The organism is Burkholderia sp. 9779_493 (genome assembly GCF_015712215.1).
Taxonomy (GTDB): domain Bacteria; phylum Pseudomonadota; class Gammaproteobacteria; order Burkholderiales; family Burkholderiaceae; genus Burkholderia; species Burkholderia cenocepacia.
Window position 1 is genome coordinate 320180 of sequence record NZ_JACCQA010000001.1, and the last position, 18578, is coordinate 338757.

An 18578-nucleotide genomic window follows, 5' to 3' on the forward strand; every position below is an offset into this window, starting at 1 on the left:
GGATGACTGATAAAACGACGGATCGATATCGATAGGATGGCTTTCGTCGTGTGTCGCGCATAAGTTTTTTAAGAATATTAATAAGCATACCTATTAAATTAAAGGAGATATCGGATCATGAATCGGAAAAGGGGAGGCGGTTCGCTCATGCGGATGCAGGCGGCAGCCGCCATGTTGGTGGTCGGCGCGAGTGCGCATGCGCAAAGTACGGTCACGCTGTACGGCGTCGTCGATGCCGGTGTCATGTACACGAGTCGCAGCTTCGACGCGGGAACCGGGACGAACGGCGCCCATCGGATCTCGATGGCGGACGGCGGGATGTCCGGCTCCCACTTCGGGATAACCGGCGTAGAAGATCTCGGCGCAGGCACCAAGGCGATCTTTACGCTGGAAAGCGGTTTCACCATGAACAACGGCGCGCTGGGCAATTCGAACGGCAACCTGTTCGGACGACAGGCGTTCGTCGGCCTTTCGGGACGATTCGGGACCGTCAAGGCCGGCATGCAGTACTCGCCGTTCGGGCTTGCGATCGTCGACACGGACGCGCGGCACGCATCGTTCTTCGGCAGTCAGGCCGGCATCTACATGGGCAATTTTTTTGCGACGGGCATCTTCGTCGCCAATGCCGTGTCGTATACGAGCCCGACCGTGGCCGGTCTCCAGGCGAGCGCGCTGCTGGCGCTGGGCGGCGATCCCGGAAAATTTCAGGCCGGCCGTCAATACGCGGCGCGCTTGAGATACGCGTGGCGAAACCTGGTGGCCAACGCGGCGCTCTTCAGCGGCAATCCCGGCGGTTCGGCGAGTACGTCCACGCCGTTTCCATCGACGGTCGAATTCGCGGGCCGCACGATCGGCGCGGCGTACACGTGGGGCGCCGCGACGTTGAAGGGCTCGTATACGAGCTACAAGATCGCCCATTCCTTCAACGAGAAGGTGTACTCGGTCGGCGGCGAGTATTTGATCACGCCCGCGCTGTCCACCGACGCGGGTGTCTGGTACATGCGGGACAGCAACGATCCGGCCAGCCATGCGCTGCTGACGTCCGCCGGGCTGTACTACTTCCTGTCGAAGCGAACGACGTTGTATGGCGCCGCGGCCTTCGTGAACAACCATGGGTCGATGCATACGGGGTTCACGGTGAACGGCGCGCTCTACGCGCCGACCGGCGGCAGCGCCAGTTTCGTCGTTGGTGCGCGGCATCTCTTTTGAGCGCTGCGCGTCCGTCACGAATGGAAATCGCCGCGAGCGGCATGGCTCGCGGCGATTTCATGAGCACATCGGCGCGTACGGCTCGACATCCGGGCCGGCCCCCACGCCGCGCGCTGACCGGCGCGAGACGCGTGCCGATCAGCGTCCGCTGTCCGCGACCGGCGCGGGCAGTACCGTGCCATAGTTGGCGCCGAACCCGATTCGCGCAAAACCGTCACGCTCGCACCAGCCACGAAAGATCACGGTATCGCCGTCCTCGAGGAACGCGCGTGCTTCGCCGTTGCCGATGTCCACCGGGCGTGTTCCCCCCGACGTGAGTTCGATCAACGCGCCGGCTTCGCCCGGCGACGGTCCCGAAACGGTGCCGCTGCCGAGCAGGTCGCCGCTCTGGAGATTGCAGCCGCCCATCGTGTGATGCGCGATCATTTGCCCGAGCGTCCAGTATTGGTGTCGGAAACTGGTGTGCGTCAACGTACGCGGTGGCTGCCCTTGCGCGAGCTGCCGCGCGCTGAGGATCGACGCCTCGAGCCGGATATCGAACGCGCCGGCCTGCCGGTTGGCCTCGGCATCCAGATAGTCGAGCGGCTGCGGACGATCGGCCACGCGTGACCACGTCGTACGATAGGGCAACAACGCCTCGACCGTGACGAGCCACGGCGACAGGGTCGTCGCGAAGTTCTTCGCCAGGAACGGCCCGAGCGGCTGCATTTCCCACGCCTGGATATCGCGAGCGGACCAGTCGTTCAGCAGGCACATTCCGAACAGGTGTTGCTGGGCATCGGCCAGCGGAATCGCGGTGCCGCGCGAATTGCCGGTGCCGATCACCGCCCCGACTTCCAGCTCGTAGTCGAGCTGGCGGCACGCGCCTCGAACGGGCGCGGACGACGGATCGGGCCGATACTGTCCCACCGGCCGATAGACCTGCTGGCCGCTCACGTCGATCGACGACACGCGGCCGTGATACGCGATCGGCAGCCAGTCGAAATTCGGGCTGATCGCCATCCCGAGCGGGCGACTGCAGTTCAACGCGTGATCGAGCGAGGCGTAGAAGTCGGTGTAGTCGCCGATGCGCACGGGCACGGCATGTTCGGCTTCCGTCTGCGGCACCAGCATGTGACGCACGGTTTTTTCGTGCGGGCTGCCTGCTTCCAGCAATGCGAACAGCGCATGGCGCAACGCCTGCCACGCGGCGGGGCCCATATCGAGCAGCGCATTCAACGTCGTTGCCGTGGCGGTCCGAACGGCGTCGGCGGCCAGACCGTCGAGCACGCCTGCCTGCTGCAACGCCGCGAGATCGACGATCTGGTTGCCGATGGCGACTCCGCCGCGCCAGGGTTCGTCCCGTCCCGCGCGCCGAAAGATACCCAACGGCAGATTCTGCAACGGAAAGTCGGTTCCGGCCTCGTTGGCCGTATCCACCCAGCTGCGCCGGGTGACGTCGTGCGTGTGATTCAGTTCCATCGATATTCCTCGCATGAAGCGGTTCGATGCGGTCTCAAGCCGTGGCGTTGAGTGCATCGTCGAAGATGGCGACCGCGCGGGTCCAGCCCGCGGAGGCGCCGCGAATTTTGTGCGGGAAGCACGAGACAAAAAAACCGTGGGGCGGCAGCACCTCGAGGTTGTGAAGCTTCTCCAGATGGCAATAGCCGATATGGCGGCCAGCCTTGTGCCCCTCCCAGATCAGCGACGCGTCGTGCGTTTCGGCGTATTTCCGGGCCGTATGCACGAACGGCGCATCCCAGCTCCACGCGTCGGTGCCGGTCAGCCGGACGCCTCGTTCGAGCAGGTACAGGGTGGCGTCGAGGCCCATGCCGCAACCGCTCGATACGTAGTCGGGTTGACCGTAGCGCATCCCCGCGCGGGTGTTGACCACGACGATTTCCAGCGGCTTGAGGACGTGATCGATGCGCGCAAGTTCCGCTTCGACGTCGGCGGCGGTAACGACGTAGCCATCGGCCCGGTCGGTGAAATCCAGCTTCACGCCCGGCTGGAAACACCAGTCCAGCGGTACCTCGTCGATGGTGATCGCACGTTCGCGCTCGCCGGTCGATTCATTCATCGTGCTGTGAAAGTGATAAGGCGCATCGAGGTGGGTGCCGTTGTGCGTGCTCAAGCGGACGTGCTCGATCGCCCAGCCTTCGCTGTCCGGCAGGTCGTGTTCCTGCAACCCGGGAAAGAAGGCCGTCACGCTCTTGGCCGTCTCCTCGTGCGCCAGATACTGGATCGTGGGGCCGTAACCCGGCGGATCGGAAATGACGTCGTTTTCCAGATAGATCGAAAGATCGACGAAGCGTCGTGTCATGTTCGGGTACTCGTGGTTGGAGGGTGCGACCGTGGCCGCCGGCTCTGCAGTCCGGGTACGCGACGGGCATTCGCGTGTGCGGTCAACCGCGACGACCGGGGGCGCCCTCGCTCGTGTTATGATTGACTGTACGATCGTACAGTCAGTTTGATGCGAATGCAAACCGTCGTTGCCCGATGACCGGAACGACAGGTGCGAAGACCTGCACAGAATGGGGAGGACCATGCAAGCAAAGGAAACCACGAAGAAGGCGCCCGGCACGCGGGGCGGGGGGCGAACGCAGGACGCGGGGCAGACGAGCAAGCGCGAGCGCGTCCTCGACGTGGCGGAGCGCCTGTTCGCCGCAGGAGGGTTCGACGGGGTGTCGATGCGGGATATCGCGTCGGCGGCAGACGTCGGCTTGCCGCTGATCGTGTATCACTTCGAGACGAAGATGGGGCTGTACCGTGCGTTGTTCGAGCGCCGCAAAACCGTGCTTGACGCGCGGCTGGCGATGCTGCGCGAGCCGGTGGCCGCGGGGGAGGATCCGCTCGAGCACATCGTGCGCGCGTTCGTGCTGCCCGTCATGCAGATCCAGGGTACGGACGCCGGTCTTGCGTACGCGAAGCTCGTGGCACGCGAAGCATCCGATCCGCGCGAAGCGGAGCGCGGCATCGTCGCCGAATATTTCGACCCGTTTGCGGCCGAATTCGTCGGCGCGATCAGAAAGGCGCTCCCCGGCCATGGCGCCAGCTACGCCCACTGGGCCTACCTGTTCGCCGTCGGCGCGCTGGTGATGAGCGCGTTCGATAGCCGCATCGAGCGCATCTCGAACGGCAAGATCAAGGCCGGCGCGTTGAAGAGCAAGACCGCGCATCTGGTGACGTTCATTACCGCGGGCATTCGGGCGGGCGGAGCGTCGGTCTGATCGAGCGGAACGCTGGCATTCCATGGCGCCGCGCGTCATCTGCATCGCTGTTTCTTTCTGTCGTCACGTTACGCGGGATGCGGTCGAATCCCGTCGAGCAAACAATGGTCGAATATTTCCCCACCAACTATGTATGGAACCTGTCCGTCAACATCGCACTGGCGTCGGGCGGAAACAGCGGCGAGATCGACGCGGTGTGCCGTCCGTTGATCGACGCGTCGACACGAAGCGACGACGGCGCAACCGAAGCCTTCTTTCTGGCCTGGTGCGGGCTGGGCGATCGTCTTCGTGGGCTGGCGGAAGCGGAGCTGGCTGCCGGCCGACGATTGAGCGCCGGCGCCAAATTCGGCCGTGCGGCGGTGTACTACCTGACGGGCGAGCGCATGACGCATCCGTCTTTCGAACCCCGCAGGGCTGCCTATGCGAAGGCGCTGCGCTGTTTCGCGCGGTTCGCCGAGCTTCACGAGAAAAATTGCGAGCGGGTCGAAGTCCCGTATCGCGGCACCACGCTCGCCGGCGTGTTCGTCGCGGCGCACGACAACGCATCGGCCGCCGCGCCGTGCGTGGTGTTCGCCAACGGTCTGGACAGTTTCAAGGAGACGATTTACGGCAGCGGCGTGCAGCAGGCGCTCGCGGCGCGCAACATTTCGAGCCTTGCGATCGATCAACCGGGCACCGGCGAAGCGCTGCGCGTGAACGGGTTGACCGCGTTGATCGAATCGGAGGTGTGGGCGGGGGCCGTCGCCGACTACCTGGCGCGACGTAACGACGTCGACAGTCGGATGCTCGGCATGTGCGCGTGGTCGCTCGGCGGGTACTACGCGCCGCGCGCGGTCGCGATCGACAAGCGTTTCCGGCTGTGTGTCGCGTGGGGCGCGAATTTCAACTGGGGCGAACTGCAGCGACGCCGTCTCGCGCGGGAGGGCGACAATCCGGTGCCGCATTACTGGGATCATGTCCGATGGGTATGGGGCAAGACCACGCTTGAAGAATTCATGGCCTTCTCGGAGCGGATCACGCTGGCTCCGGTCATCGACGAGGTCACGGTTCCGTTCCTGATCGTCCACGGGGACGCCGACCGGCAGATTCCGCGGGAATACGCGATCCAGCAGTATCAGGGTGCGGTGAACAGCCCGAAGCGCGAGTTGAAATTCTTCACCGCGGCGGAAGGGGGCGTCGAGCACTGCAGCGCGGACAACGTGACGAACGTTCGCGACTATATCGCCGACTGGATTGCCGAGACGTACAGGGAACTGGGCGCGACACACGTGGAAACATGAGCCGCGCTGCCGAGGCAGGAGGTGGCAGGAGCCGCCGCGATCGACGTGCGCCGCCGGGCTTGCACCGCGAAACGCCGGTCGACTCGTCGATTCCCCGGGAGGCGCAACCGACAGGACGGGCCCCTCCCCGCCGCCTGTCCATGACGCCCGCAGGGTCGTCATGGAAAACTGTATGAATATACAGTATAGTACCCGTCGAACTCGAGCCGCGCAGGTCCAACCCTTGCGGCCCGTGCGCCGCGCCTGCGGGCATCCGCCGCAGCGTTCCGGCACCGTGAACTCTGGCTAACTCATTCAGACGGGCAGGCAAATTGTCATCCAGCAATCTGATCCGCATTCGCGGAGCACGTCAGCACAACCTCAAGAATCTCGATCTCGACCTGCGCACCGGTGAAATGACGGTCGTGACCGGCCCGTCGGGCTCCGGCAAGTCGAGTCTCGTGTTCGACACGCTGTACGCGGAAGGCCAGCGGCGCTACGTCGAAACCTTCAGCGCGTACGCGCGGCAGTTCCTCGACCGGATGGATCGCCCGCAGGTCGAGCGCGTCGACGGCGTGCCGCCCGCGATCGCGATCGACCAGACCAACCCGGTGCGCAGCTCGCGGTCGACCGTCGGCACGATGACCGAGCTGAACGACCACCTGAAGCTGCTGTACGCGCGCGCGGCCGAGCTGTTCGACCGCAAGACCGCGCGGCAGGTGCGGCACGACACGCCGGAGACGATTTACGCGGAGCTCGTCGCGCGCACGCGCGCCGACGATCCGCGCGTCGTCGTCACGTTCCCGGTCGAATTGCCGGAAGCGGTGTCCGACGAGGAAATCGCGCAGTGGCTGTCGGCGAGCGGCTACACGCGCGTGCAGGCGCAGCGCGAAGTCGCGTCGCCCACCGGGCCGCGCAAGATGCTCGACGTGGTGGCCGACCGCTTTCGCGTGCAGCAGGCCGACAAGGTGCGGGTGGTCGAGGCGATCGAGGCGTCGCTGAAGCGCGGCGGCGGCCGCGTGAACGTGTACGTGCTGGCGGCGGAAGCGGAAAACGCGACGGCCGAGCCGTTGATCTGGCGCTTCTCCACCGGGCTACACGATCCCGACAGCGACCTGCGCTACGCGGAGCCGCAAGCCGCGCTGTTCTCGTTCAACTCGGCGTACGGCGCGTGCGAAACCTGCCGCGGCTTCGGCCGCGTGATCGGCGTCGATCTCGGCCTCGTGATTCCCGACGCGCGCAAGACGCTGCGTGGCGGCGCGATCAAGCCGATGCAGACGCCCGCATGGAAAGAGTGCCAGGACGACCTGATGCGCTACGCGGCGAAGGCCGGCATCCGGCGCGACGTGGCGTGGTCCGAGCTGACGGACGCCGAGCGCGACTGGGTCGTCAACGGGTCGCCGGACTGGAACGGCAAGTGGCAAAGCCAGTGGTACGGCGTGAAGCGCTTCTTCGGTTATCTCGAATCGAAAGCGTACAAGATGCACATCCGCGTGCTGCTGTCGAAATACCGCAGTTATACGCCGTGCGACGTGTGCGGCGGTGCGCGCCTGAAGACGGAATCGCTGCAATGGCGGCTCGGCTCGAAAGAGAACGCGGACGCCGTGCTCGCGCCGGCCGACCGCTTCATGCCGCGCGGCGTCGACTGGAGCCGCGCGCAGCTCGAAGCGCTGCCTGGCCTGACCGTCCACGACCTGATGCTGTTGCCGATCGAGCGCATCCGGCGCTTCTTCGACGACATCGTCCTGCCGAGCGTGCTGCTCGACGACGCATTGAAGCTGTTGCTCGCCGAGGTGCGCACGCGCCTGAAATATCTGTGCGACGTCGGGCTCGGCTACCTGACGCTCGACCGGCAAAGCCGCACGCTGTCGGGCGGCGAGGTGCAGCGGATCAACCTGACGACGGCGCTCGGCACGTCGCTCACGAAAACCCTGTTCGTGCTCGACGAACCGAGCATCGGGCTGCATCCGCGCGACCTCACGCGGATCGTCGAGGCGATGCAGCGGCTGCGCGACGCGGGCAATACGCTGGTCGTGGTCGAGCACGATCCGTCGGTGATGCTCGCGGCCGATCGCTTGATCGACATGGGCCCCGGCCCGGGCGAGCGCGGCGGCACGATCGTCTATGACGGCACGCCGGCCGACATCCGGTCCGCGCGCACGCTGACGGGCGAGTATCTCGGCGGCCGCAAGCAGGTCGCGCATGCGTCGAACTGGGCGCGCCGCGTGGTCGACGCCAACACGCCGCGCATCGTGCTCGAAGGCGCGACCGAACACAACCTGCGCGACGTCACGGTCGAGATTCCGCTGCAGCGGCTCGTGTGCGTGACGGGCGTATCCGGCTCCGGCAAATCCACGCTGCTGCAGGACGTGCTGTATCCGGCGATGGCGCGGCACCACGGCAAGGCGACCGAGTCGCCGGGCGCGTACCGCAGCCTCACGGGCGCCGACCAGGTCGGCGACGTCGTGTTCGTCGACCAGTCGCCGATCGGCAAGACCACGCGCTCGAACCCGGCAAGCTACGTCGGCGCATTCGACGAAATCCGCAAGTTGTTCGCGAAGGCGCCGCTCGCGCTGCAGCGCGGCTACGGCGCCGGCACGTTCAGCTTCAACTCGGGCGACGGCCGTTGCCCGACCTGCGGCGGCTCGGGCTTCGAACACATCGAAATGCAGTTCCTGAGCGACGTCTACCTGCGTTGCCCGGATTGCGACGGCAGCCGCTACCGCGCCGAGATTCTCGAAGTGCGCATCGAGCGCGACGGCCGCGCGCTGAACATCGCCGACGTGCTCGATCTCACCGTCAGCGAGGCAGCCGCGTTCTTCGCGACCGACGCCGAGGTGCTGCGCGTGCTGCAGCCGATCGTCGACGTCGGCCTCGAGTACGTGAAGCTCGGCCAGCCGGTGCCGACGCTGTCGGGCGGGGAAGCACAGCGCCTGAAGCTCGCCGGCTTCCTCGCCGAATCGGCGGCGGCGGCCAACGGGCGCCGGGTCGCGACGGAAGAAGCGCGCATCGCGCGTGCGAAGCTGTTCATGTTCGACGAGCCGACTACCGGGCTGCACTTCGACGACATCGCGAAGCTGATGCAGGCGTTCGGCAAGCTGCTCGCGGCCGGTCATTCGCTGATCGTGATCGAGCACAACCTCGACGTGATCCGCGCGGCCGACTGGCTGATCGACCTCGGCCCGGAAGGCGGCGACGGCGGCGGCCTCGTGCTGTGCGCCGGCACGCCCGACGACGTGAAGGCCTGCGCCGCATCGCATACCGGCGTGGCGCTGCTGCAGTACGACCGCGAGATGGATGGCGAGGCGGTGCACGCCGACGAAGGCGTGCCGCTGCAGGCCGTGCTGAACGCGGCGCGCGCGCGCCGGGCGATCGAAGGCGAGGACGTCGTGCGGATCGTCAACGCGCGCGAGCACAACCTGAAGTCGCTCGACGTCGACATCCCGCACGGCAAGTTCAACGTGATCACCGGCGTATCGGGTTCCGGCAAGTCGACGCTCGCGTTCGACATCCTGTTCCACGAAGGCCAGCGCCGCTACCTCGAATCGCTGAACGCGTATGCGCGCTCGATCGTGCAGCCGGCCGGCCGTCCCGAGGTCGACGCGGTGTACGGCATCCCGCCGACCGTCGCGATCGAGCAGCGGCTGTCGCGCGGCGGGCGCAAGAGCACGGTCGCGACCACGTCCGAGGTGTGGCATTTCCTGCGGCTGCTGTATGTGAAGCTCGGCCTGCAGCACTGCATCCACGACGGCACGCCGGTCACGTCGCAATCCGTCGAATCGATCGCCGCGCAACTGCTGCGCGATCATCGCGGCGAGCACGTCGGGCTGCTCGCGCCGCTCGTCGTCAACCGCAAGGGCGTGTATACGGATCTCGCGAAGTGGGCGAAGGCGCGCGGCAGCACGCATCTGCGCGTCGACGGCGAGTTCGTCACGGTCGATCCGTGGCCGAAGCTCGACCGTTTCCGCGAGCACACGATCGAATTGCCGGTGGCCGATATCGTCGTGTCGCCGGACAACGAAACCGAGTTGCGGCGCAGGCTCGACGAGACGCTCGAGCTCGGCAAGGGCGTGATGCACCTGCTCGCGCCGCTCGACGGGCTGCACGATGCGATGCGGAACGATCATTCGACCGCGCAGGTCGGCGCGGTCAAGGTGCTGTCGGTCAAGCGCGCGTGCCCGGTGTGCGGCACGAGCTATCCGGAGCTGGACCCGCGGATGTTCTCGTACAACAGCAAGCACGGCTGGTGCACGACCTGCGTCGGCACCGGCGTCACGCTCACGCGCGAACAGCGCGCCGCGTACGACGACACGGTGCTCGCCGGCGACGATCGCGGCCGCGAGCAAACCTTGCCGTCGGACGAACAGGAACCGGAAGGCGTCGGCAACGAGCCGTGCCCGGACTGCCACGGCACGCGGCTGAATCCGTCCGCACGCGCGGTCACGTTCGACGCGCATCCGATCGTCGAGGTCGCGCAATGGACTGTGTCGGATACGCGCCGCTGGATCGATGCGCTCGAACTCACCGGGCGCGATGCGCAGATCGCGCGCGACATCGTCAGCGAGATCGGCAGCCGCCTCGCGTTTCTCGAGGAGGTCGGGCTCGGCTATCTGAGCCTCGATCGCGCGGCGCCGAGCCTGTCGGGCGGCGAAGCGCAGCGCATCCGGCTCGCCGCGCAGCTCGGCAGCAACCTGCAGGGCGTGTGCTACGTGCTCGACGAGCCGACGATCGGCCTGCATCCGCGCGACAACCAGATCCTGCTCGACGCATTGCGCAAGCTCGGTGACAAGGGCAATACGCTGGTCGTCGTCGAGCATGACGAGGACACGATCCGCCGCGCGGATCACATCATCGACGTCGGCCCGGGCGCCGGCAAGCGCGGCGGCACGCTGGTCGCGCAAGGCGCGGTCGCCGACCTTGCGGCGCAGGCCGATTCGGTGACGGGGCGCCTGCTCGCGCAGCCGATGACGCATCCGTTGCAGCCGCGCCGCAGCGTGAGCCTGCCGGGCAAGAAGGGCGGTGCGGCCGTGCCGGAAGCGTGGCTGACCGTCCATGGCGCCCGGCTGCACAACCTGCGCGACGTCACGGTCGGCATTCCGCTCGCGCGGCTCGTCGCGGTGACGGGCGTCAGCGGGTCGGGCAAGTCGACGCTCGCGCGCGACGTGCTGATGACGAACCTGCTGGATGCGGTCGGCCGCTCGGTGCTGTCGTCGCCGGCCACGCGGCGTGCGCGCAAGGCCGCGCAGCAGGACGCGCCGGCCACCAATCGCCGTTCGAGCGTCCTGGCGCGCAGCGCACCGCGGCCGTCGCTGAACGTCACGCACGCATGGCAGGGTTGCGAATCGCTGAGCGGCTGGGAGCAGATCGATCGCGTGCTCGAAGTCGACCAGACGCCGATCGGCAAGACGCCGCGTTCGTGTCCGGCCACCTATATCGGCGTGTGGGACACGATCCGCAAGCTGTTCGCCGATACGCTCGAGGCGCGCGCACGCGGCTATACGGCATCGCGTTTCTCGTTCAATACCGGCGATGGGCGCTGCCCTGCCTGCGAAGGGCAAGGCGTGCGCACGATCGGCATGAGTTTCCTGCCCGACGTCAAGGTGCCGTGCGACGTGTGCCACGGGCAGCGCTTCAATCCGGAAACGCTCGCCGTCACGTGGCGCGGCCGGAACATCGGCGACGTGTTGACGATGGAGATCGACGAGGCGGTGGAGTTCTTCGCGCCGATTTCGAACATCGCGCATCCGTTGCAATTGATGAAGGACGTCGGGCTCGGCTATCTGACGCTCGGTCAGCCGTCGCCGACGCTGTCCGGCGGCGAAGCACAGCGCATCAAGCTCGTCACCGAGCTGACGAAGGTGCGCGACGACATCACGCGGCGCGGCCAGAAGGCGCCGCATACGCTGTACGTGCTCGACGAGCCGACGGTCGGCCTGCATATGGCCGACGTCGCGAAGCTGATCCGTGTGCTGCATCGGCTGGTCGATGCCGGGCATAGCGTCGTCGTGATCGAGCACGACCTCGACGTGATCGCGGAAGCCGACTGGATCATCGATCTTGGGCCGGAAGGCGGCGTGGGCGGCGGCACGATCGTCGCGGCGGCGCCGCCGGAAGCGCTCGCGAAGGTGAGCGCGAGCCATACGGGGCAGGCGTTGAAGCCGGTGCTCGCACGAACGGCCAGCGAAGACGATGAAGCGGAGCAGCAGGGCGCGGCGCGGGTCGGCTGAACGCATCGTGTCCGGTGAGCGGCCCCGGTGCCTGGCGAGGCATCGGGGCCGCGCGTGTTTCGTCGTTCATGTCGACGCGCTCAACTCCCGTTGACGCCGATCGTCTCGATGATGGTCTCCAGTTGCGGGCTCATCGGCAGGTTCAGACTCAAGCCCGACGGAAGCGGGCGCAGGAACCAGCGCTTGTACTGACGCGCGATCTCGCCGTCGGCGGCCAATTCCTGGAACGTGGTTTTCACGACCTGCGCGAGTTGCGGATCGTCCTTGCGGAACATGATTCCGTACGGGTCGTACGAAAGAAAGTCGCCGACCACGTCGTACTGGCCACCCTTGCCCGCATTCTCGGCAATGAGGCCGTACAGCAGCACGTCGTCCGTCGCGAACGCGTCGGCGCCGCCATTCGCGACGAGCGCGAAACCCTGCGCATGGTCCGGCACCACCTGTAGCTGGATCCCGAGCCGGAACTTGTCGTTCAGGTCGCGCAGCGCCTTCTCGTTGGTCGTACCGGCCGTCACCGCGACTTTCTTGCCCGCGAGGTCGCGGAACGAGCGGATCGGCGCGCCGCGTTTCACCATCACCTTCGTGCCGGCCACGAAGATGACCGGCGAGAACGCCACGCGTTTCTGGCGCTCGAGGTTGCTGGTCGTGGAGCCGCATTCCAGATCGACTTTCCCGCTGACCACCGCGTCGATGCGGGTGTCGGACGTGACCGGCACCCAGCGGATCGTCAGGCTCCGGTTGATCGCATCCTCGATCGACGACACGAGCGCCTTGCATAGCTCGATCGAATAGCCGATCGGCTGGTTGCGCGCGTTCAGGTACGAAAACGGTATCGACGCGTCGCGATAGCCGAGCGCGATCGTCCCGCTGCCGTGCACCTTCGCGAGCGTGCCGGTCAGTTGGGCCGGCGCGAACGGCTCGACGCGCGGCAGCGTCGAAGGCGCATCTTCCGCGCGCGCGGTCGCGCCCGTCGCAAGCAGGCCCGCGAGCGCGAGCGCACGCCAGAATCGCTGCATCTTCATCGCCGGGCCTCCGTCAGACTTCCGTCGGATGTGCGATCGTCGCTTCCTGTTCCGCTTCGATGCGCGCCGCGTTGGCTTCGGCTTCCGCTTCCGACAGGAGCTGGCCTTCCCATTTCGCGACCACCGCGCTCGCGATCGAGTTGCCCACCGCATTGGTGGCCGAGCGGCCCATGTCGAGGAACGTGTCGACGCCGAGAATCAGCAGCAGCCCGGCCTCCGGAAGCCCGAACTGGTGCAGCGTGGCCGCGATCACGACGAGCGATGCGCGCGGCACGCCGGCCATCCCCTTCGACGTGAGCATCAGGACCAGCAGCATCGTGATCTGCGTGCCGAGCGACAGGTGCATGTTGTACGCCTGCGCGATGAACAGCGACGCGAACGTGCAGTACATCATCGAGCCGTCGAGGTTGAACGAATAGCCCATCGGCATCACGAAGCTCGAGATCTTGCGCTTCACGCCGAAGCGGTCGAGCGCATCGAGGATCTTCGGGTACGCGGCTTCGGAGCTGGCCGTCGCGAACGACAGCATGAACGCTTCCTTGATCAGCACCAGCAGCTTGAACACGCGCGGCCCGAGGAACACGAGCCCCGCACAGACGAGCAGTGCCCAGAGCAGGAACAGGCTCACGTAGAAGTCGCCCATGAACACTGCGAACTTCAGCAGTACCGACAGCCCGTTGACCGCGACGGTCGCGGCCATCGCGGCCATCACCGCGAGCGGCGCGAGCTTCATCACGTAGCCGGTGATCTTGAGCATCACGTGCGACAGCTGGTCGATCGCGGCGATGAGGACCTTGCCGCGGTCGCCGAGTGCGGCGAGCGCGACGCCGAAGAACATCGAGAACACGACGATCTGCAGGATCTCGTTGTTCGCCATCGCCTCGGCGAACGACTTCGGCACCATGTGGCCGACGAAATCCTTCAGCGTGAACTTGGACGTCGCGAGGTTCGCGGAGGCGCCGATGTCCGGCAGCGGCAAGCCGAGATTGTCGCCGGGCCGCAGCAGGTTCGCCATCAGCAGCCCGAGCAGCAGCGAAACCAGCGACGCGGTGATGAACCAGGCGATCGATTTCGCGAACACGCGTCCGACCGACGCCGCGTCGCCCATGTGCGCGATGCCGACGACCAGCGTGGAGAAGACGAGCGGCCCGATCACCATCTTGATCAGGCGCAGGAACACGTCGGAGACGAGCGAGATGTACCCGGCGACTTCGGCGGCGGCCTTCTTGTCCGGAAAGCTCGTGAAGACCATGTAGCCGATCGCGATGCCTGCCACCATCGCGATCAGGATCCAGACGGCTGCAGCATTCTTTTTGCGCATCGTGAGCCTCCCATGCAGCGGTTTCGCAATCGGGGGATGGAAGGACGATACAGGACCAGAATGACGATGAACAGTGCAACCGGGTTCGGGTTTGCGCTAGCGCCGGGTGATGGCCGGTCCGGGCGACGGCGATTGCACCGGTGGCGCTTCGTGCCCGACGCCGGTGCAACCCGATGCCGGTTTGTGCGGAGCAGCACGTCGCCGGTATGAAGGCCGCCGCATTGCGACGACCGGCGCCGCGCGTTTCGCCCCGGTCATGCGCACGGAGATCCCGCTGCCTCGTGCTGAAATCGCGGGCCTGCGCCACGCACCGGACGATCCCGGCGGTCGGCGAATGCGCGCGTTGCGCGCGGCGGCCCACGGTTTTCGATCAGCCGGCCGGCGCGACCGATGCACCCGTGATGCCGTGCCGGCGCAGCGAATCGGCGACGAAGCCGGACGCCTTCATGTCTTCCACGAATGCGTTCAGGGCCGCCGCGGCCGCGTCGCCGCGGCTCTTCGGCACGCCCATCGCCTGCCGGATCACCATGAAGCGCTCGTCGAGCAGGTGTAGGCCGGGTGTTTTCGCGGCGTCGGCTTCGAGCTGCTGCTTCACGCCGGCCGCCACCTCCAGTTGCTGCTCGACGAACGTCGACACGACGGCTTGCGACGTCGGCGCGCGCACGATCCGCGCGGCTTTCAGTTCGCGGGTGAGGAACAGGTCGTACGCGCTGCCGTTGCCGACGGCCACGCGGTTGTGCGGCTGGTCGACGTCCGCGTTGGTGCGGATCGGCGAGGCGTCGGGAACGAGATAGAAGCCTTCGATCAGCACGTACGGCGCGGTGAACGCGACCGTTTCGCCGCGCAGCGGATCGACCGCGAAGAAGCCGAAATCGGCGCGCTCGTCGGTCAGCGCCTGCACCGATTTGCCAGCGGCGTCGAACACCACGAGTTCCAGGTCGGCCGACAGGCGCTCGGCGAAGGCGCGGGCGAGGTCGATCGAGACGCCGAACGGTTCGCCCGTCGCCGGGTCGCGGTTCGCGAGGATCGGGTTGCCGAGGTTGATCGAGGCGCGGAGCTTGCCGGTGGGCGTGAAGGCGGAGACGACAGCGGGAGCGATGGGCATGAGCGGACTCGTGGGAGGCATGGGGTCGGTCGGGTGACGGACGCGCGACGGTGCGTCGATGCCGAGCTTATCACCGGACGTCGTGGATCGCATGTGCGGGCGTGCCTGCGCGGAGACGACGAGTCGGCCCGCGGCCTTCATGGGCGGTCGCTGCATCCTGTCACCGTGCTGCACACGTATCCGCAGGGGAAGCGGACGCCGGACGGCGAGCAACATGCGATCAACGCAGGCTGCAGCATGATCGGCAACGACAACGAAGCGCTTCTGTCGGCGGCGCGTGTCGGGCTGGGGATTCTCGCGCGCGGCGACTGCCTGATGATGCAGGACATCGACACCGGCAATCCGACGAGCGGGCTGCCGTGCCGGTGCCGGCTCACCCCTGCACGCTGAGCGCCTTCTCGAGCGCGGCAATCAGCTTGAACGCATCGCCGCGCGCGATCAGAAACCCGCGGCTGGTGTACTCGCACCCGAAGGCATAGAAGCTCGGCAGCAGTGTCACCATGTCGTTCTGCCGATCGAAATCGACTTCGCATTTCGTCAACGGGAAGAACGGAAGCGCGTCGGCCGGCATGTCGTACACGATGGGCTCCTAGTACATTTTTCGGGGCGGAAGCAGGCGCTTCGTCTGCAAGCGCTGTCGGGCAACGGCGCTGGCCTTTTTTCGCTTGCGCTCCGTCGTGGGCTTCTCATAGCCCGTGCGACTGCGCAGCTCGCGAATCAGCCCGGTTTTCTCGATGTCGCGCCGGAATCGCCGCAGTGCGACATCGATCGGTTCGTTGAGCTTCGGCGTAATTGTCGTCATGTAGATCCTGTCTGGAAAGCGGTTGGAACGGAAGGCTAGCCGAGCCGTGTCATGACGGCGCTGGCTATCTCGTCGGATTCGAATTCCGAATAGCCTGCTCCGATCGATAGCGCACGTACCGCCATGAACATGTGGAGCTCCGGTTGATGGCACATCGCTGAATCGGCGATTCCGGCGGGCACGGCGGTGTCGAGCCGGGTGACTTCACGCCGTCTGATCAAGCCGAGCAGTTCGTCGATGATCATTTCGATCTCCAAAATACCGAAAAAGTGTATGGCATTGACGAGCCGCGTCAGCTCGCGTTGGCGAAGAATCCCTGTTTGCCGCGATTGTCGTCGATGATGTTCTCGGCATAGCGGACCGACGCACGACGCGCGTCACCGGCGTTGTCGAAGGGGGACGTGTCGCGCAATCTGAAGGTCTGGCTCTGCGTCAGCGTATCGGTGGTGCCGCGCAGGCAAATCTTGACTGCCGCGTCGAACCCGGCGTCGTAGTTGTGCGGGCAGCCATGCGGCGCGGCCACGTGAGGGTAAATCAGTGGATAAATCTCGAATCCACGATAGACGTGCATGCTCATGACGAACTCCTGGCGTTCGGCCACGACGAGTCGCATGGGCGAACACATCCGGCCTGTATTTCCGTTGTGGGACGGGCCAGTGGGTGAAGGGGACAACGTTGCAGCGCGAAGGCGGGGCGATGCAGCAAGCGGGCGGGTGGAGGGGCGAACGGCCAAAGGACGGCTGATCGCGCGGATGGACCCATCATACGCGCATCGTTTGCCGAGCGGTCGATTTATTCGGTGGCCGCAAGTGCGCAGCGGCACGCCCGGCGACGACGTCAGAGCGTCGTCAGCAAATGCAACTGACGTTCGGTTTCGTCGCCCGCGACCAGCGAAAAGAACCCGGTCTCGCGACGTTCGACTACCGTGAGCCCCTCGCTGTCGGAGAAGACGTTCCACGCGCTGTCGTCGACATGCGCGATCGCGCCGCGCGTGCGCGCGAATGCCAGCAATAGCGGACTCGCCTGGCGGCGCAGCACTCGACGATCCGAATTCAGCACATACGGTGGCCAGCCGGCCCGAAGGACGAGATAGTAAGGAATGGAGCCGGGATCGATTGTCATTGGAGCGGTTTCGTAGATGGGCCTGCGTTTGCCGCCCGGCTGCATTCGGAACGGCGGCGGGGAAAGCGTGCGATGGAGTGACGGGCGTTCGCCGTGATGTGTGTTCAGTCTATGCGTTGAACCGCTCGATTCGCAGGATATCGTAACGATCCCGTGCGGGGGCGATTGCGTATCCGGTTTCGGTCGGCGTGCGCGTTGCGGTCCGGCGACGAGAGCGGTCCGGTCGTCAGGTGCGGCGCGCGCGCCACGCGTCGAGCGGAGCTTCCGGCTGACGAAACGTTGTAGCGATATCTACTGAATTGCAGTGTTCGTGACGGCCCATTATGCTGCCTTCATGAATCCGGTCCCGACTTCCTGGCTCCTGTTGATCGTCAGTCTGCCGACTGACGGCGCGACCGCGCGCATGCGCATCTGGCGTACCGTCAAGGCGCTCGGCTGCGGCGCACTGCGGGACGGCGCTTACCTGTTGCCCGCGCATGCCGAGCAGGCGGCGCAGTTGCGTAACCTCGCCGACGAGGCCCGTAACGGCGAAGGGCAGGCGTGGTTGCTGGATGTCCGTGCGGACGACCCCGCGGACGAAGACGCGTACAAGGCGCTGTTCGATCGCGCGGCCGATTACACGGGCTGGCTCGCCGAGCTTTCGGAGGCTCGCAAGACGCTGCCAGAACTGGCGGCAGCCGATCTCAATCGCATGCAACGCCGCCACGCTCGCACGTACGAGGCGATTCGACGCATCGATTTCTTTCCCGGTGAAACCTCGCTGCGCGCGGATGCGCAATGGCGGGATTTCACCGCCGCGATCGAAGCGTTGCGCTCGCCCGGCGAGCCGCATGCCGCCCAACGCGGCATTCCACGCCGCGACCCTGCGCAGTATCAGGGCAGGCTGTGGGCGACGCGCCGTCACCTGTGGGTGGATCGCGTCGCCAGCGCGTGGCTGATTCAGCGTTTCATCGATCCGCATGCACGCTTCGTGTGGCTGGACAACCTCGCCGATTGCCCGCCCGACGCGCTCGGTTTCGATTTCGACGGCGCGCCGTTCACGCACGTGGGCGACCGCGTGTCGTTCGAAGTACTGGTCGCCAGCTTCGGGCTCGGCGACAACGACGGACTCGTCCGGCTGGGCGCCATGGTGCATGCGCTGGACGTGGGCGGCGCGACCGTGCCGGAAGCCGGCGGGTTCGAGGCCATTCTCGCCGGTGCCCGAAAGCGTCTCGCCGACGACGATGCGCTGTTGACGGAGATCGGCGCCGTACTCGATTCGTTGTACGTGCATTTCCGCGGCAACCGCCAACCCTGACCTTG

16 protein-coding genes are annotated in these 18578 nt (G+C 66.2%); 6 read left to right on the forward strand and 10 right to left on the reverse strand.

Features of this window, described 5'->3' with window-relative positions; all coding sequences use genetic code 11:
- Positions 1 to 117 precede the first annotated feature (117 nt).
- Positions 118 to 1209, forward strand: a complete 1092-nt coding sequence (locus H0X95_RS01380) for a porin (RefSeq protein ID WP_077175679.1) — start codon at positions 118 to 120, stop codon at positions 1207 to 1209.
- Between the two features lie 138 nt (positions 1210 to 1347).
- Here the strand turns inward: H0X95_RS01380 and fahA are convergent, their stop codons facing one another.
- Both fahA and H0X95_RS01390 read right to left on the reverse strand, forming a co-directional pair.
- Positions 1348 to 2670, reverse strand: coding sequence for a fumarylacetoacetase (gene fahA, locus H0X95_RS01385; RefSeq protein ID WP_059723877.1), 1323 nt, complete (start codon positions 2668 to 2670; stop codon positions 1348 to 1350).
- Positions 2671 to 2704: 34 nt separating this feature from the next.
- Positions 2705 to 3511, reverse strand: a complete 807-nt coding sequence (locus H0X95_RS01390; RefSeq protein WP_058903874.1) for a cyclase family protein — start codon at positions 3509 to 3511, stop codon at positions 2705 to 2707.
- A gap of 223 nt (positions 3512 to 3734) precedes the next feature.
- Between H0X95_RS01390 and H0X95_RS01395 the strand changes: the two genes are divergently transcribed.
- The 3 genes from H0X95_RS01395 to uvrA all read left to right on the forward strand — a co-directional run bounded on the left by H0X95_RS01395 (position 3735) and on the right by uvrA (position 11904).
- Positions 3735 to 4418, forward strand: coding sequence for a TetR/AcrR family transcriptional regulator (locus H0X95_RS01395; protein WP_059723876.1), 684 nt, complete (start codon positions 3735 to 3737; stop codon positions 4416 to 4418).
- A gap of 77 nt (positions 4419 to 4495) precedes the next feature.
- The gene (locus H0X95_RS01400; RefSeq protein WP_059723874.1) at positions 4496 to 5698 is read left to right on the forward strand and encodes an alpha/beta hydrolase family protein; all 1203 of its coding nucleotides are present in this window, start codon (positions 4496 to 4498) and stop codon (positions 5696 to 5698) included.
- Between the two features lie 311 nt (positions 5699 to 6009).
- Positions 6010 to 11904, forward strand: a complete 5895-nt coding sequence (gene uvrA, locus H0X95_RS01405; RefSeq protein ID WP_059723872.1) for an excinuclease ABC subunit UvrA — start codon at positions 6010 to 6012, stop codon at positions 11902 to 11904.
- Positions 11905 to 11984: 80 nt separating this feature from the next.
- Here the strand turns inward: uvrA and H0X95_RS01410 are convergent, their stop codons facing one another.
- From H0X95_RS01410 to H0X95_RS01420, 3 genes are all read right to left on the reverse strand, one after another.
- Positions 11985 to 12926 (reverse strand): amino acid ABC transporter substrate-binding protein, encoded by a 942-nt coding sequence (locus tag H0X95_RS01410; RefSeq protein WP_059723869.1) that lies wholly within the window; start codon positions 12924 to 12926, stop codon positions 11985 to 11987.
- A gap of 13 nt (positions 12927 to 12939) precedes the next feature.
- Positions 12940 to 14247 (reverse strand): dicarboxylate/amino acid:cation symporter, encoded by a 1308-nt coding sequence (locus tag H0X95_RS01415; protein ID WP_006485551.1) that lies wholly within the window; start codon positions 14245 to 14247, stop codon positions 12940 to 12942.
- Positions 14248 to 14617: 370 nt separating this feature from the next.
- Positions 14618 to 15352 carry an ABC transporter substrate-binding protein gene (locus H0X95_RS01420; RefSeq protein ID WP_058903877.1) on the reverse strand — a complete coding sequence of 245 codons (735 nt, stop codon included), beginning with the start codon at positions 15350 to 15352 and terminating at the stop codon, positions 14618 to 14620.
- A 237-nt stretch (positions 15353 to 15589) separates the two neighbouring features.
- Between H0X95_RS01420 and H0X95_RS01425 the strand changes: the two genes are divergently transcribed.
- Positions 15590 to 15742, forward strand: coding sequence for a hypothetical protein (locus H0X95_RS01425; protein ID WP_006485535.1), 153 nt, complete (start codon positions 15590 to 15592; stop codon positions 15740 to 15742).
- On the opposite strand, the gene H0X95_RS01430 is transcribed toward H0X95_RS01425, so the two are convergent.
- The 5 genes from H0X95_RS01430 to H0X95_RS01450 all read right to left on the reverse strand — a co-directional run bounded on the left by H0X95_RS01430 (position 15726) and on the right by H0X95_RS01450 (position 17276).
- Positions 15726 to 15932 (reverse strand): hypothetical protein, encoded by a 207-nt coding sequence (locus tag H0X95_RS01430; RefSeq protein ID WP_080353644.1) that lies wholly within the window; start codon positions 15930 to 15932, stop codon positions 15726 to 15728. The genes H0X95_RS01425 and H0X95_RS01430 overlap by 17 nt on opposite strands.
- A gap of 9 nt (positions 15933 to 15941) precedes the next feature.
- On the reverse strand, positions 15942 to 16154 hold the full coding sequence (gene rpsU / locus H0X95_RS01435; RefSeq protein ID WP_048985949.1) for a 30S ribosomal protein S21: 213 nt from the start codon (positions 16152 to 16154) through the stop codon (positions 15942 to 15944).
- A gap of 35 nt (positions 16155 to 16189) precedes the next feature.
- Entirely contained in the window at positions 16190 to 16399 is a 210-nt protein-coding gene (locus H0X95_RS01440) for a hypothetical protein (RefSeq protein ID WP_006485579.1), read from the reverse strand.
- A 47-nt stretch (positions 16400 to 16446) separates the two neighbouring features.
- Positions 16447 to 16731 (reverse strand): hypothetical protein, encoded by a 285-nt coding sequence (locus H0X95_RS01445; protein WP_034204103.1) that lies wholly within the window; start codon positions 16729 to 16731, stop codon positions 16447 to 16449.
- 260 nt (positions 16732 to 16991) lie between these two features.
- Positions 16992 to 17276: a hypothetical protein gene (locus H0X95_RS01450; protein ID WP_034203981.1), complete on the reverse strand. Its 285-nt coding sequence runs from the start codon at positions 17274 to 17276 to the stop codon at positions 16992 to 16994.
- A gap of 334 nt (positions 17277 to 17610) precedes the next feature.
- Between H0X95_RS01450 and H0X95_RS01455 the strand changes: the two genes are divergently transcribed.
- Positions 17611 to 18573 (forward strand): chromate resistance protein ChrB domain-containing protein, encoded by a 963-nt coding sequence (locus tag H0X95_RS01455; protein ID WP_196445879.1) that lies wholly within the window; start codon positions 17611 to 17613, stop codon positions 18571 to 18573.
- The last annotated feature ends 5 nt before the right edge of the window (positions 18574 to 18578 follow it).